9 protein-coding genes are annotated in these 15,667 nt (G+C 68.7%); 7 read left to right on the forward strand and 2 right to left on the reverse strand.

Going from position 1 to position 15,667, the window contains the following annotated elements; genetic code table 11:
• Positions 1-187 precede the first annotated feature (187 nt).
• Positions 188-1,279 (forward strand): lytic polysaccharide monooxygenase auxiliary activity family 9 protein, encoded by a 1,092-nt coding sequence (locus tag AQI88_RS13470; RefSeq protein WP_066997262.1) that lies wholly within the window; start codon positions 188-190, stop codon positions 1,277-1,279.
• Between the two features lie 343 nt (positions 1,280-1,622).
• Complete coding sequence (locus AQI88_RS13475) at positions 1,623-4,889, forward strand: GH92 family glycosyl hydrolase (protein ID WP_066997265.1); 3,267 nt, start codon at positions 1,623-1,625, stop codon at positions 4,887-4,889.
• Between the two features lie 63 nt (positions 4,890-4,952).
• On the opposite strand, the gene AQI88_RS13480 is transcribed toward AQI88_RS13475, so the two are convergent.
• The gene (locus AQI88_RS13480; protein ID WP_208615774.1) at positions 4,953-8,756 is read right to left on the reverse strand and encodes a GH92 family glycosyl hydrolase; all 3,804 of its coding nucleotides are present in this window, start codon (positions 8,754-8,756) and stop codon (positions 4,953-4,955) included.
• A 341-nt stretch (positions 8,757-9,097) separates the two neighbouring features.
• Between AQI88_RS13480 and ngcE the strand changes: the two genes are divergently transcribed.
• From ngcE to AQI88_RS13495, 3 genes are read left to right on the forward strand one after another with little or no spacing between them, the layout of a single operon-like run.
• Positions 9,098-10,543: an N-acetylglucosamine/diacetylchitobiose ABC transporter substrate-binding protein gene (ngcE, locus tag AQI88_RS13485; protein ID WP_066997268.1), complete on the forward strand. Its 1,446-nt coding sequence runs from the start codon at positions 9,098-9,100 to the stop codon at positions 10,541-10,543.
• Positions 10,544-10,571: 28 nt separating this feature from the next.
• On the forward strand, positions 10,572-11,498 hold the full coding sequence (locus AQI88_RS13490; protein WP_066997271.1) for a carbohydrate ABC transporter permease: 927 nt from the start codon (positions 10,572-10,574) through the stop codon (positions 11,496-11,498).
• A 4-nt stretch (positions 11,499-11,502) separates the two neighbouring features.
• Positions 11,503-12,420, forward strand: a complete 918-nt coding sequence (locus tag AQI88_RS13495) for a carbohydrate ABC transporter permease (RefSeq protein ID WP_066997275.1) — start codon at positions 11,503-11,505, stop codon at positions 12,418-12,420.
• 30 nt (positions 12,421-12,450) lie between these two features.
• Here the strand turns inward: AQI88_RS13495 and AQI88_RS13500 are convergent, their stop codons facing one another.
• A complete protein-coding gene (locus AQI88_RS13500; RefSeq protein WP_244184120.1) occupies positions 12,451-12,783 on the reverse strand; it encodes a hypothetical protein in 333 nt (110 codons plus the stop codon).
• A 380-nt stretch (positions 12,784-13,163) separates the two neighbouring features.
• On the opposite strand from AQI88_RS13500, the gene AQI88_RS13505 reads away from it, so the two are divergent.
• Positions 13,164-14,375: an ROK family transcriptional regulator gene (locus AQI88_RS13505; RefSeq protein WP_066997282.1), complete on the forward strand. Its 1,212-nt coding sequence runs from the start codon at positions 13,164-13,166 to the stop codon at positions 14,373-14,375.
• A 133-nt stretch (positions 14,376-14,508) separates the two neighbouring features.
• Positions 14,509-15,612, forward strand: coding sequence for a sugar ABC transporter substrate-binding protein (locus AQI88_RS13510; RefSeq protein WP_066997285.1), 1,104 nt, complete (start codon positions 14,509-14,511; stop codon positions 15,610-15,612).
• Positions 15,613-15,667 lie beyond the last annotated feature (55 nt).

Here is a 15,667-nt window from a genome sequence, read left to right on the forward strand (position 1 = left end):
GGTGGACAAATCCTGTGCCGACAGCCGTTTACACCTGACGCCCTGCGCGCTAGCTTCACGGGCAAGGGGTGGGAGCGCTCCCATAAGTGCGGCCCAGGCGGACCGGAACCCGCCCGGACCGTGCGGGCCCGCTCCCGCCCCGCCTCCCCTCCGTACGACTGCGACCGCACCGGGAGGTGGATGTGTCATGTCTACGACAAGCTGCCTCGCGGGCCTCGCGAAACGCCCGCGATTACCGCACCCCACCCGCAGCAGGGCCCTCCTCCTGACCCTCCTGGCCCCGCTCACCACCCTCCCTGCCCTCGGCCTGATCCTCGCCGCGAGCACCCCGGCCTCGGCCCACGGCACCCCCATGAAGCCGGGCAGCCGCACCTTCCTGTGCCGGCAGGACGCGCTCACGAGCACCGGCGAGATCAAGCCCGTCAACCCGGCCTGCAAGGCGGCCCGGCAGACCGGCGGGACCACGCCGTTCTGCAACTGGTTCTCGGTGCTGCGCTCGGACGGTGCCGGCCGCACCCGTGGCTTCGTGCCGGACGGCCGGTTGTGCAGCGGCGGCAATCCCCACTTCACGGGCTTCGGCCTGGCACGTGACGACTGGCCGGTGACCCATCTGACCGCGGGCGCCACGGTCGACTTCTCCTACAGCGCCTGGGCCGCGCACCCGGGTTGGTTCCATGTGTACGTCACCAAGGACGGCTACGACCCGACCAAGCCGCTCACCTGGGACGAGATGGAGGACCAGCCGTTCCTCACCGTCGACCACCCGCCGCTCAACGGCACCCCGGGCACGGTCGAGGCCCACTACTCCTGGACCGGCAAACTCCCGTCGAACAAATCCGGACGACACATCATCTCCATGGTGTGGCAGCGCTCGGACAGCACGGAGACGTTCTACTCCTGCTCCGACGTCACCTTCGACGGCGGCAACGGTGAGGTCACGGGCGTCCACGATCCGGGCAACTCCCCGCCCCCGCCCGGGACCTGCACCGTCACTCGCAGGACGACCAACAGCTGGAACGGCGGCTACCAGTCCGAGGTGACGGCCACCAACAGCGGCGACGTCCCGATGCTCGGCTGGATGGTCGACTGGACGCTGCCCGCGGGGCAGTCGGTGGCCGGCCTCTGGAACGGCAACGCCACCTACACCGGACAGGACGTGATGGTCCACAACGCCGACTGGAACGGCTCGCTCGCTCCCGGGCAGAGCGCGACGTTCGGCTACGTCGTCCAGGGCTCCGGCGGTGACGGCTCCGCCACCCTTGCCTGTCAGGTGGGTTGAGCCGCTCTGGGCGGACCCGGTGGCCGTGCACACCGGGTCCGCGAGCCGGGCAGGTGAGGGGGGTGGTGGTGTCCCTGCCCGGGTGGTGCTGGCTTGTGGTGGCGAGGCCCTGGGGGGCCTCGCCCGTCTGGGGCGCGACAACGTTGTCGAATGGTCTGTACATGACTTTACCGCCTCAACCGACAACGATGTCAAGCGACTTGGGGTAGCCCGACCGGGTGATCCCGGCGTGCGCCTGCGGGGCGTACGCGGTCTTCCGTGTTACGGGTGGCGCACGTTACTGTCCCTGCGGCTTGTGCGACCTGTGGTGCGCGACCCGTCCGTTAGGAGGAAGGGCCGCGTCATGCGTTTGCGTCCCCTGTCCCTGCTGCTGGCCGCGGTGCTCGCGACCGGCGGTGCCACCCCCGCCCTCGCGGCGAGCGCCGCTCCCCCCGACCTCGTCAAGGACCCGACCCCGTACGTCGATCCGCTGATCGGCACCAGGAGCGGCGGCAACGTCTTCCCGGGCGCCGTCCTGCCGTTCGGCATGTTCTCCTTCAGCCCGGAGAACACCAGAGGCGATGCCGCACGGACGGCCGCGCCCGGCGGTTACCAGTACGACGCCACCCGCATCCGCGGCTTCAGCCTGACCCACATGTCCGGCACGGGCTGCGCGGGCGGCAGCGGCGACATCCCGTTCTTCCCGTACGCCGGTGAGGTCACCTCCTCACCGGCGAGCGACACCAAGGACGCCGTCTACGCCTCGGACTTCAGCCACGCCGACGAGACCGCCGAGCCCGGCCACTACAGGGTGGGCCTGGCCTCCGGCGTCACCGCCGACCTCACCGCGACCCCCCGCACGGGCTCGGCCCGCTTCACCTACCCGGCGGACAAGGCGGCGTCCCTGCTCGTCCGCACCGCCAACTCCGAGGTGGGATCCGAGGATTCGACGGTCACCATCGATCCGGCGACCCGGACCGTCTCCGGCTCCGTCACCTCCGGGAACTTCTGCGGCTACCTGGACCCGGAGGGCCGGCGCTCCTACTACACGCTGTACTTCACCGCCCGTTTCGACCGGGCCTTCACAGCCGCCGGCACCTGGCAGGACGACAAGCTGAGCCCCGGCTCCCTGGCGGCCTCCGGTGGCACGGGCGGCTTCTCGCACGGCGGGCGGCCCGTCGCGGGCAAGGGCGCCGGAGGGTACGTGCAGTTCGCACCCGGCACCGGCCCGGTGAACGTCAAGGTCGGCATCTCCTACGTCAGCCAGGCGGGCGCCGCCGCGAACCTCGCCGCGGAGAACCCGCAGGGCCGCTCCTTCGACGCCGTCGAGGAGGCGGCGCGGCGTGCCTGGCACGACCGGCTGGCCGCGGTCCGGGTCGGCGGCGGGACCGAGGCCGAGCGCACCACCTTCTACACGGCGCTCTACCACTCCCTGCTGCATCCGAACGTCATCAGCGATGCCGACCGCAGATACCGTGGTGCGGACGGCCGGCCGCATACCGTCGACCCTCGCCATCGTGCGCAGTACGGCACCTTCTCCGGCTGGGACGTCTACCGCGACCAGGTGCAGCTGCTCACCCTCCTCGACCCGCGCACCGGCTCCGACATCGCCCAGTCGCTGTACGCGCTCGCCGGGCAGAACGGCGGTGTCTGGGACCGCTGGCTGCACGGCGCGAGCGGCACCCACGTCATGAACGGCGACCCCGCGCCGACGGCCCTGGCCGGTATCCGCGCCTTCGGCGGCACCGACTTCGGCCTCAAGGGCGCCCTGGACTCGCTGGTCGAGGCGGCGACCGTACCCACGCGGCAGGACCTGTCGGCGGCGGGCAAGCCGGTGCTGTCGGTGGGCCAGCGGCCCTCGCTCGACAAGTACCTCAAGCTGCACTACATGCCCAGCGTCTCCAACGCCTGGGGCGGCGCCGCCGAGACCCTGGAGATGTCCACCGCCGACTTCTCCCTCTCCCAACTCGCCGCAGCCGCAGGGGAGAAGGACACGGCGGCCGCCTTCGCCCGCCGGGCCCAGTGGTGGCAGAACAACTTCAACATCGCAGCCGATCCGGGCGGCGGCTACATCGCGGGCCGTAAGGCCGACGGCAGCTGGGTCACCGGCTTCACCCCCGACACCGGCAACGGGTTCGTGGAGGGGACGGCCGCCCAGTACACCTGGATGGTGCAGCACAACCCCGCCGGGCTCTTCGCCGCGATGGGCGGCCGGGACAAGGCCCTCGCCCGGCTGGACGGCTTCTTCCACACGGCCGACGGCGGCTGGGCCTTCACCGGCAACGGCGGCACCAAGTCCGAGCTGGACAACGAGCCGTCGGTCAACGTCCCCTACCTGTACGACTACGCGGGTGCCCCGTACAAGACGCAGGAGACCGTCCGCGCCGCGATGCGGCAGCTGTGGTCGTCCGAGCCCGGCGGCATCCCCGGCAACGACGACCTCGGCGCGATGTCGTCCTGGTACGTCTTCTCCGCGCTCGGCATGTACCCGCAGGTGCCCTCGCGCGCCGAACTCGTCCTCGCCTCCCCGCTGTTCGAGCGCGTGGAGATCGACCGCCCGCACGGCAACGACATCTCCATCCGGGCGAGCGGGGCGGCGGCCGACGCGCCGTACGTGCAGTCGCTGAAGGTCGACGGTCAGGAGAGCGACCGTCCTTGGCTGCCCGCCTCGTTCGTGCGCGACGGCGGCCGTCTCGACTACACCCTCGCCACCACCCCGGACCGCACCTGGGGCGCGGCCTTCCCGCCGCCGTCCTTCCGGGCGGGCGAGCAGCCGTACCAGATCGGCGTCGGCCCCACCGCCGCCACGGTCGCACCCGGGGGCAGCACGAAGACCCGCATCCGCGCGCTGGCGCTCGGCGGCGGCAGCGGGCCCGAGGTGCGCTTCCGGGTCCAGACCCCGTCCGGTGTCACGGCCACGCCCGCCGAGGGCACGGTCACCGACGGCTCCCAGGCGATCACCCTCACCGCGGCCGAGGGCGTCACTCAGGGCTTCTACGCGGTCAAGGTCACGGTGACCTCGGGCGACACCTCCTACGAGCAGCCCATCTCCCTGACCGTGGCCGCCGCGGGCACCCTCCTCGCCGCCTACAACAACACCGGGATCTCGGACGACGAGGGCGAGCACGACGAGGCCGACTACGACGGCGGCGGCTGGAGCTACTCCCGCCAGGCCCTCGCCACGGCCGGTCTGACCCCCGGCACGCAGGGCACGGTCGACGGCCTCGCCTTCACCTGGCCCAACTCGCCCACCGCCCGCCCCGACAACGCCTCGGCCACCGGCCAGACCATCGAACTCGCCGCTCCTGCACGCCAGTTGTCCTTCCTCGGCAGCGCGGTCAACGGCAACCAGCAGACCAAGGCCACCGTCACCTACACCGACGGCACGACCGACACCGTGGACCTCTCCTTCACCGACTGGACCGTCGGAGGCGGAGGGGGCACCGTCCAGTACGGCAACGAGGTCGTCGCCAGGACCGCGTACCGCAATGTCGCGGGCGCCGACAAGGACGCGGTGGCGACGTACGTCTTCGCCACCAAGCCGTTCACGGCCCCGGCCGGCCGCCTGGTGAAGAGCGTCCGGCTCCCGGACACCACCGACCTGCACGTGTTCACCCTGGCCACCGGCTGAGCCCGCGCACGACGAAGGGGCGGGCCCGCGAGGGACCCGCCCCTTCCCGGTGCCCGGAGCGGGTCAGGCCAGCAGCTCCACCTCCGCCAGCGTCGACTCACCGTCGAAGACCAGGCGGTACTTGGTGTACGAGCCCGGTGCGGCGATGGTGAACGCCCGGGTCTGGCGGTCATAGGGGAACGACTCGCCCGAGCGGTGGTCCAGGGTCGTCCAGGCCGTGCCGTCCGTGGAGCCCTGCAGGGTCCAGCCGGCCGGTGCCTTGGTGTGGTCCGCCGCCGAGGTGAGCGTGTACTGGACGGGCTTCACGGCACCGTCGACCGGCAGATCCACCGAGGTGACCGTCGCGCTCGTCCGAGACGTGTTGTCGAACAGGGCGCCGTCACCCTTCAGCACGTCCGCGCGGGGCGTCGGCACCTTGTCGTCCTGGGTGAGGGAGACCGGGGCCGCGTTCTTGCCCGAGCCCCATGTCGAGGGCTTGGACCCCATGAAGAACTCCAGCACCCCGCCCTTGGCCAGCAGCGCGTGGCAGAGTGAAGTCGACGTCCAGGGGTGGCCGTTGACCTTCACGCCCTGCACGTACACGTTCTGCGCGCTGTTGCGCGGCGCCTTGATCACCAGATCGCGGCCGTTCTCCAGGTGCACAGTCGCCTTCTTGAACAGCGGGGAGCCGATCGTGTACTCGCCGCTGCCCATGACCAGCGGGTAGAAGCCGAGCGCGGAGAAGAGGTACCAGGCCGACTGCTCGCCGTTGTCCTCGTCGCCGTGGTAGCCCTGCCCGATCTCGCTGCCGGTGTAGAGCCGGGACATCGCCTCACGCACGTACTCCTGCGCCTTCCAGGGCTCGGCTGCCGCGTCGTACATGTAGATGACGTGGTGCGCGACCTGGTTGGAGTGGCCGTACATGCCCATCCGGACGTCCCGGGCCTCGGTCATCTCGTGGATGACACCGCCGTAGGAGCCGACGAATTCCGGCGAGGCGGTCTCCGGGGTGGCGAAGTACTGGTCCAGCTTGTCCGCGAGGCCGCTCCGGCCGCCGTACAGGTTGGCCAGGCCCCGGCTGTCCTGCGGGGCGGTGAAGGCATAGCCCCAGCCGTTGGTCTCCGTGTAGTCGTAGCCCCACACCCGCGGGTCGTACTTCGCCGGGTCCAGGCGCCAGTTCCCCTGGGCGTCCCGGCCCTGGAAGAAGCCCGCCTTGGGGTCGAAGAGGTCGACGTAGTCCTGGGCGCGGTTGAGGAAGTACTGCGACTCCTCCTGGTAGCGCTTGTCGCCGGTCTTCTTGTAGAGGGCCTCGCCCATCTTGGCGATGCCGTAGTCGTTGACGTAGCCCTCCATCGCCCACGACAGGCCCTCGTTCGTGTCGGTGCTGGTGTAGCCGAGGAACGGGGAGGTGGCCATGCCCTTGCGGCCCACTCCCGAGGACGGGGGAACGACCGTCGCGTTCTTCACCGCGGCGTCGTATGCCGCCTTCGCGTCGAACTTCACGCCCTTCACGTAGGCGTCGGCGAACGCCACGTCCGAGGAGGTGCCGGTCATCAGGTCGGCGTACCCGGGGGAGGACCAGCGCGAGGTCCAGCCGCCGTCCTTGTACTGCTGCACGAACCCGTCGACCATCTCACCCGCCTGGGACGGGGTCAGGAAGGAGTACGCCGGCCATGTGGTCCGGTAGGTGTCCCAGAAGCCGTTGTTGACGTACACCTTGCCGTCGACGATCTTCGCGCCGGTGTGCGTCGGGGTGTCCTGGCCCGGCATGGGGGAGAAGGGCGAGGCGTACTGGTCCTTGCCGCCGACCCTCTCGAAGCCGGAGTTCGGGTACAGGTACAGCCGGTACATGCTGGAGTACAGCGTGGTCAGCTGGTCCGGGGTCGCGCCCTCCACCTCGACCTTGCCGAGCAGTTCGTCCCAGGTCCGCTGGGCCCGCTCCTTGACGGTGTCGAAGGAGGTGCCGTCCGGGATTTCCTGGCCCAGGTTGTCCTTCGCCTGGTCGATGCTGATCAACGACGTCGCGAGACGCAGGGTGACCGTGCGGTCGGCGCCCGCGTCGAAACGCAGATAGCCCTTGACCCCACTGGAGCCGCCGTCCGTGACCGGCCTGTCGAAGACGCCGTACACGAACAGCCGCGTGGCGCCGGTGGACAGGCCCGACTTCACGTCCGAGTAGCCGGTGACGATCCCGTGCTCCTTGTCCAGGGTCAGGCCCGCCTGCTCGGTGACATTGTCGAACAGCACGCTCGCGTCGTCGCCCGGGTAGGTGAAGCGCAGCACGGCCGCGTGGTCGGTCGGCGTCATCTCCGCCTTCAGGCCGTTCTCGAACCGCACCCCGTAGTAGTACGGCCGCGCGGTCTCGTTCTCGTGCCGGAACGCCAGCTGCCGCGCCGCACGCCCGGTGTCCGGAGTGCCGGTGACGGCCGACGGCATCAGCTGGAAGGTCTGCCGGTCGCCCATCCACGGGCTCGGCTCATGGCTCGCGCTGAACGCCTGGATCGTCGGCAGGTTGTCGTCGTTGTTCGCACGTGCGTACTCGTACAGCCAGCTCAGCGAGGAGGCGTTCGTCACCGGCGTCCAGAAGTTGAAGCCATGGGGAAGGGCCGTCGCCGGGAAGTCGTTGCCGCGCGAGAAGCTGCCGCTGGAGTTGGTGCCGCGGGTGGTCAGCGCGTAGTCCGACAGGTGCGCCTTCGGCTTCTCCGGGGCCGCCTGCCTGAGGGCGATGTCGTCTATCCAGCCGCGGAACTTCGCCGGGCCGTTCGGGGAGTCGTACGCCACCAGGATCCGGTCGACCGTCCTGCCGGCCGCCACCGAGCCGATCCGTGAGGCCACGCTGTTCCACTGGTTGACGTACAGCGCCTTCGCCGCGCCCTGCCCGCGCGGCGACAGCGGGAAGCCGTGCTGGTCGATCGCGCCGAGGTCGCTCAGGTAGGTGCCGTCGGTGAAGGCCAGGTCCACGGAGACGTTGGTGGCGTCGTAGTCGCGGTCGCCGTCGGCCATCGACGGGAAGATGCGGTACGACAGCTCGGTGTCGCCGCCGACCTTCACGTTCACGTCGAAGACCCTGTTGTACGAGTACGCCCGGCCGGCCGCCGTGTGCCGTCCGGCGTAGCGCAGGGCCCGCTTTCCGGTGAAACCGGCCCGCGCCTTGGCCGTCGGCGAGCCGCTCGGGCCCCTGTCGACCAGCGACAGCATGTCCTGCGGCACCGGGCCGCCTCCGCCGCCCGTGGAGAACTGGACATCGGCGATCTGCAGGATGTCCGGGGCGCCGTTGTTCTTCGTCACCTCCAGCCGGAAGTGCTCGTACTCGGCCGGCTGGGCCAGATCGTACGATTTCGTCTGGAACCGCTCCGAGAAGGACTCGCCTGAGCGGGTGTCGACGGTCTTCCAGTCCTTGCCGTCCACCGAGCCCTGAAGCGTCCAGTCCTTCGGGTCGCGCCCGTCGAAGTCGTTGGCCGAGGTGAGCGCGTACGTCATCAGCTTGATGGGCTTGTCCAGGTCGAACTCGGCCCAGCCGGTCGGCTGGAAGGTCAGCCACTTGGTGCCGGGCTCGCCGTCGACGAGGTTCTCCTTCACCTCGCCCGCGCCCGCGTTCTCGCCGTTCGCCCGGACCTCGGTCACATGGTCGGTGGCATTGCCCGGAATGCCGGTGGTGTAGCCGCCGTCCACGCCCGAGGCGCGCTTGCTCCCGTCCGCCGCCGTGTCGACGGTGTTCAGCCAGTCCGGCGCCGGATCACCGGTCTCGAACGAGGATGCGAACTCCCGGTCGGCCGCCGCGGCTTTGGCCGGCAGGGCGACCGCCGCGCCCTGCGCGCCGACGGCCATGACAAAGGCGGCCGTGAGGACGACCGCCGGACCGTATCTGTGCCGAGTTCTCCGCTGCATCTACGGATTCCCCTCCTGCGCCCACGTGAGACAACGTTGTCAGCTTCGATGCGCAGGAACCAGTAGGTGGTCAAGTGGCCCTTGATGTCAAGGGTGTTGGGTGTGGCATTCAGGGGTCTATGTCGCGAATTTCTGCGGCGGAGCGCCCACAGGTCGCTCATATTTCCGAGAGGTCTCAACTCGGAAAAGACCCATGACCAACCTTGCATTCGATCTTGCTCCGCTGGCGGGAAGTGGACTATACCTGTCGGCGTTTCCTGCACGACCCAGCACTACCCGACCGCGGTGCCGGGGAGGATCCGGTTCACCGCCTGAGTCCTGGAGAAGGCGAGGACTTGAGCATGGGATCCACTGCGCACCACGGTGGCGAAGGTGTCGGCCGCCGCGATCTGATCAAGCGTTCGGCCGCGCTCGGCCTGGTGGCGGCCCCCGGAATGGGCCTGCTGTCCGCCTGCGCGAGCAGCGGCGGGGGCGGACAGGGCAAGGCGAAGGCGGGCAAGAAGACCGCCAGGAACCCGCTGGCCGTCAACGAGACCGCCAAGATGGAATTCGTGCTCTTCGACGGCGGCTTCGGCAAGGAGTACGCCCAGGACGCGGTGAAGATCTATCAGAAGGACTTCCCCAAGGCCACGGTGAAGTTCTCCGCCACCCAGAAGATCCAGTCCACGCTCCAGCCCCGCTTCAACCAGGGCAACCCGCCGGACCTCATCGACAACTCCGGCGCCGAGCAGATGGACATGGGCGTGCTCGTCGGCAAGAACCAGCTGGCGGACCTCACCCCGCTGCTGGACGCGCCGTCGTACGACGACCCGAACAAGAAGGTCCGCGACACGCTGCGCCCCGGCATCGTGGAGATGGGCCAGTTCGACGGCAAGCCGGTCTGGATCCTGTACTACGCCTACACGGTCTACGGCGTCTGGTACTCGCAGAAGGCGCTGGACTCGCTCGACGCGGAGTACCCCCAGACCTGGGACCAGATGCTCGCCGTGTGCGAGAAGGCCAAGAAGAAGGGCATGGCGGGCTGGACCTACGCGGGCAAGTACCCGTACTACCTCCCCTTCTCGCTGTACCCGATGATCGGCAAGGTCGGCGGCCGCGAGGTGCTCGACGCCATCGACAACCTGGAGCCGAACGCCTGGAAGCACCCGGCAGTCAAGGCCTGTTTCGAGGCCTACTACGAGCTGTACAAGAAGGGCTACATCCTCAGGGGCACCCCGGGCCTCGATCACATCCAGTCGCAGACCGCCTGGGCCAAGGGCAAGGCGCTGTTCATCCCGAACGGCTCCTGGGTGGAGAACGAATCGGCCAATGTCATCCCGGCCGACTTCAACCTCGCGGTCTCCGCGCCGACCGGCATCGACAGCTCGGACAAGCTGCCCTTCGGCACCATCTGGGCCTCCGGCGGCGAGCCCTTCATCGTGCCGGCCAAGGCGGCGAACGGCGAGGGCGGCATGGAGCAGCTGCGCATCATGCTCTCCGAGGCGTCCTCGAAGAACTTCACCGCCAAGGTGAAGTCGCTGACCGCGTACAACGGCGGCACCACCGGCATCACCCTCACCCCGGGGCTGAAGTCGGGCGTGGCGGCACTGGACAAGGCCGGGTCCAACGTGGTGAATCCGCGGATCCAGGACTGGTACGTGCAGCTGCAGAAGGAGAAGATCGGTGTGGCCGGTCTCGGCGAGATGATGGCCGGCCGCCTCACCCCGGCCGAGGCCATCAAGAAGATCCAGGGCTTCGCCGACGAGGCCGCGAAGGACACCTCGATCAAGCACTACAAGCACCAGTAACCAGCACCCCTACCGCACCGGAGTGGCGATGCAGCACGGCAAGTACCGGTTCATTGTGGGGTTTCTGGCAGCGCCCCTGGGACTGTACGCGCTCTTCGTGGTGTGGCCGTTCATCCAGTCCATCTATTACTCGTTCACGGACTGGACCGGCCTCAGCCCCGAATTCAAGATGGTCGGCTTCGACAACTACACGAGGATGTTCCACGACGACATCTTCTGGAAGTCGTTGCAGCACAGTCTGCTCTTCGCCCTGGTGCTGCCTTTGGTGACACTCGGTCTGGCGCTGTTCTTCGCCTTCATGATCAATGTGGGCGGACGGCGGAGAAGGGGCGGCCCCGTGATCTCCGGGGTCCGGGGCTCGTCCTTCTACAAAATCGTCTATTTCTTCCCGCAGGTGCTGTCGATCGCGATCGTCTCCCTGCTGTTCGCCTTCGCGTACAACCCGGACAGCGGCGCGATCAATTCACTGCTGCGCGGTATCGGGCTCGACACCGTCCAGCCGCTCTGGCTGGGCGACCCGAGCCTCGCGCTGTGGTGTGTGATGGCGGTGCTCGTGTGGTCCACGGTCGGCTTCTTCGTGGTCCTGTTCTCCGCGGGCATGGCGTCGATCCCGGCCGAGCTGTACGAGGCGGCGCTGCTGGACGGGGCGAGCCGAGCCACCACCTTCTTCCGCGTCACCCTGCCGCTGCTGTGGGACACCGTGCAGTCCGGCTGGGTCTACATGGGCATCCTCGCGCTCGGCGCCGAGTCGTTCGCGGTCGTACAGATCATGACGACCGGGCCGGGCGGACCGGACTACTCGACCACGGTGATGGTCCTGTACGTGTACCAGAAGGCGTTCCGGGACGGTCAGGCCGCCTACGCCACCACCATCGGCGTCGCCCTGCTCGTCGTCACGCTCGCGTTCGCCGCGATCGTGATGCGGCTGGGCCGTCGCGAACGGCTGGAGTACTGAAGCGATGAAGACGACCGAGACCCCGCTGCCGGCCGAGTCCGGCGCCCCTGTCGTGAAGATCGATGTGCCCGCCACGCGGCCCGCCGCCCGGAAGAAGGAGGGAGGCGTCCTCAACGTCTTCTCCCACGGCATGCTGATCCTGTGGGCGGTCATGGTGGTCATGCCGCTGCTGTGGGCGGTGATGACGTCCTTCAAGGACGACAGCTCCATCTTCGGCTCGCCCTGGTCCCTGCCGGACAAGCTGCACTTCGACAACTGGGCGCGGGCGTGGACCGACGCCAACATGGGCGACTACTTTCTGAACACCGTCCTGGTGGTCGGGGGCTCGCTGATCGGCACCCTGGTCCTCGGCTCGATGGCGGCCTACGTCCTGGCCCGCTTCGACTTCCCCGGGAACCGGTTCATCTACTACCTCTTCGTCGGCGGCATGAGCTTCCCGATCATGCTGGCGCTGGTCCCGCTGTTCTACGTCGTGAACAACATGGGACTGCTCAACACGATCCACGGCCTGATCCTGGTCTACATCGCGTACTCGCTGCCGTTCACGGTCTTCTTCCTGACCGCCTTCTTCCGCACGCTGCCCACCTCGGTGGCGGAAGCGGCCTTCGTCGACGGCGCCTCGCACACCCGTACGTTCTTCCAGATCATGCTGCCCATGGCCAAGCCGGGGCTGATCAGCGTGGGCATCTTCAACTTCCTGGGCCAGTGGAACCAGTACATGCTCCCCACGGTCCTCAACACCGACCCCGACAAGCGCGTCCTCACCCAGGGCCTGGTCCAGCTGGCGGTCAGCCAGGGGTACAAGGGCGACTGGTCCGGCCTCTTCGCGGGCCTGGTGATGGCGATGCTGCCGGTCCTGGGGGCGTACATCGTCTTCCAGCGGCAGGTGGTCGCGGGGCTGACGGCGGGGGCTCTGAAGTAGCCGGGCGGGCCCGGGCGACCGGGCCCGGGTTCAGCCGGCCTCGTCCTCGGCCCGCACCCGGGCGAGCTGTTCCTCGCTCAGCCGGGGAGTGAACCCTTCCGGAAACATCAGCATGCGCGGGTCCGGCCAGAAGCTCTCGGGCCCGTGCTCCTGGCAGTGCAGAGCGATCAGATGTGCCCCCTCCCCGCAGGCCTCGTGCCGGTAGGGGCGGTGGTGCGTCCGGCAGGCGTACCAGAACGTCGCGCAGTCGTCGTCGGTCGGCTCGTGGAAGCCGGGATCGCGGACGATCACGGTCACCGGCTCCTGCCGGTTGAACCGGGGGACGGGCCGGGGATCACGCCACAGCAGTCGGGGAGGGAGCACCCGACCATGCTGCCCCTTCGCACCCGCGATGCACACCCGGCCCCTCGCGCCCGGTCACAACCCGGTCACGACCCACCCCCGGATTCCGCGGCTGAACGATCCGCCCGCCCCGGTACGCCCCCTCGGCCGTCCCCCTCCCGCCCTGTGCCGAAACCGTCTTCGGGGCCGGATCCGCCCTGCTCCGGGTGGCATGCACGTGTCCGCGAGGTGTCCGGGGCGGACCACGGAAGTGACAGCGATTTCCGTCAAGGACTTGACTGCGGTAACCCGTACAGCCGAGCTTGGAGTTCATAACTTGTAAGTGGCCCGGTTCCGCAGATGTGACCTGGGCCACGGGCGGCGCAGGGGCCGCCCGGCCGATGGCGGGAGTGGATGGGTCGATGGAGACTCCGGGGTCGCAGTCGTCGCTGCACCGAGCCAACCTGGAACGAGTCGTACGGGCAGTGCGGCTCGCCGGGTCGCTCACGCAGGCGGAGATCGCGCGCACGACCGGCCTGTCCGCCGCGACGGTTTCGAACATCGTGCGGGAGCTGAAGGACGGCGGAACCGTCGAGGTCACGCCGACCTCGGCCGGCGGCCGACGGGCCCGCAGCGTGTCACTGAGCGGGGATGCCGGGATTGTCATCGGTGTCGACTTCGGGCACACCCACCTGCGCGTCGCGATCGGGAACCTCGCGCACCAGGTGCTGGCCGAGGAGTCCGAGCCGCTGGACGTCGACGCCTCCTCCACGCAGGGCTTCGACCGGGCGGAGGAGCTGGTCAACCGCCTGATCGCGGCGACCGGCGTCGACCGGTCCAAGGTGGCCGGCGTCGGGCTCGGCGTGCCCGGTCCGATCGACGTGGAATCCGGGACCCTGGGGTCCACCGCGATCCTGCCCGGCTGGGGCGGCACCAAGCCCGCCGAGGAACTGCGCGGGCGCCTCGGCGTGCCCGTGCACGTGGACAACGACGCCAACCTCGGCGCCCTCGGCGAGCTGGTCTGGGGCAGCGGCAAGGGCGTCCGCGATCTCGCCTACATCAAGGTCGCCAGCGGTGTCGGCGCCGGTCTGGTGATCAACGGGAAGATCTACCGCGGCCCGGGCGGCACCGCAGGAGAAATCGGGCATATTACACTCGACGAATCCGGCCCGGTCTGCCGTTGCGGGAACCGTGGCTGCCTGGAGACCTTCACGGCCGCGCGCTATGTGCTCCCGCTGCTCCAGTCCAGTCATGGCACCGACCTGACGATGGAAGGCGTCGTACGGCTGGCCAGGGACGGAGACCCGGGCTGCCGTCGCGTGATCGCCGACGTCGGCCGCCACATCGGCAGTGGAGTGGCCAATCTCTGCAACCTTCTGAACCCGAGCCGGGTGGTCCTGGGCGGTGATCTCGCCGAGGCCGGAGAGCTCGTCCTCGGGCCCATCAGGGAGTCCGTCGGCCGCTATGCCATCCCCAGTGCGGCGCGCCAACTGTCCGTTCTCCCGGGGGCACTTGGCGGCCGTGCGGAGGTGCTCGGGGCGCTCGCTCTCGCCCTGAGCGAGATGGGCGATTCAACCCTTCTGGACGGTTCTGTCACGGGCGTCCTGTCCCCGGCGACGCCTGCCTTCACTTAGAGAACGGATGGCACCGTTGCCATCTCGTTAAGGATTTACTTCTTGACGTCGCACGTGTGGCCGAGTTGACTTCCAGCCACCTCGGCCGCAACGACGCGGCCTCGTCAGGGAGGTTTCTAGAGTGAACACGCGTATGCGTCGTGCCGCGTTTGCCGTTGCTGCTGGGGCCATGGCCGTCTCGCTGGCCGCCTGTGGCAGTGCCAAGGAGTCCAAGGGCAACGACAGCTCTTCCTCGGCGTCCGCCAAGAAGGGCGACAACATCAAGGTCGGCCTCCTCCTTCCGGAGAACAAGACCGCCCGCTACGAGAAGTTCGACCGCCCGCTGATCGAGAAGAAGATCAAGGAGCTGACGAACGGCAAGGCGGAGATCCAGTACAACAACGCCCGTCAGGACGCGAACCTGCAGGCCCAGCAGGTCGACACCATGATCACCAACAAGGTGGACGTCCTGATCCTGGACGCGGTCGACGCCAAGGCCATCCAGAACTCCGTACAGAAGGCCAAGGACGCCGGCATCAAGGTCGTCGCCTACGACCGCCTGGCCGAGGGCCCGATCAGCGCCTACACCTCGTTCGACAACGAGGAGGTCGGCAAGACCCAGGGTGAGGCCCTGCTGAAGGCGCTGGGCAGCAAGGCCACCAAGTCCTCCAAGATCGTCATGGTCAACGGCTCGGTGACCGACCCGAACGCCGCCCAGTTCAAGAAGGGCGCCCACGAGGTCCTCAACGGCAAGGTCACCGTCGCCAAGGAGTACGACACCAAGGAGTGGTCGCCGGACAACGCCAACTCCGAGATGGAGGCGGCGATCTCCGCGGTCGGCAAGGACAAGATCGTGGGTGTCTACTCCGCCAACGACGGCATGGCCGGCGGTATCATCACCGCCCTCAAGGCCGCCGGTCTGAACGTCCCGGTCACCGGCCAGGACGCCGAGCTGGCCGGTGTGCAGCGCATCGTCGCCGGTGAGCAGTACATGAGCGTCTACAAGCCGTACGCCCCCGAGGCCGACGCCGCCGCCGAGATGGCCGTCGCGCTCGCCCAGGGCAAGTCGCTCGACTCCGTCGCCAAGGACAAGGTCTCCTCCGGCTCCGCCAAGGACGTCCCGTCGGTCCTGGTCCCGGTCACCGCGCTGACCAAGGACAACATCAAGGACACCGTCATCAAGGACGGCGTCTACACGGTCTCCGACATCTGCACGGGCAAGTACAAGTCCGCCTGCGACAAGCTCGGCCTCAAGTAAGCAGCCCAAGTCCCTTCCCCCGTACGGGCATTCGTCCTTGAATGCCCGTGCAGGA

Source organism: Streptomyces cellostaticus (genome assembly GCF_001513965.1).
GTDB classification, from domain to species: domain Bacteria; phylum Actinomycetota; class Actinomycetes; order Streptomycetales; family Streptomycetaceae; genus Streptomyces; species Streptomyces cellostaticus.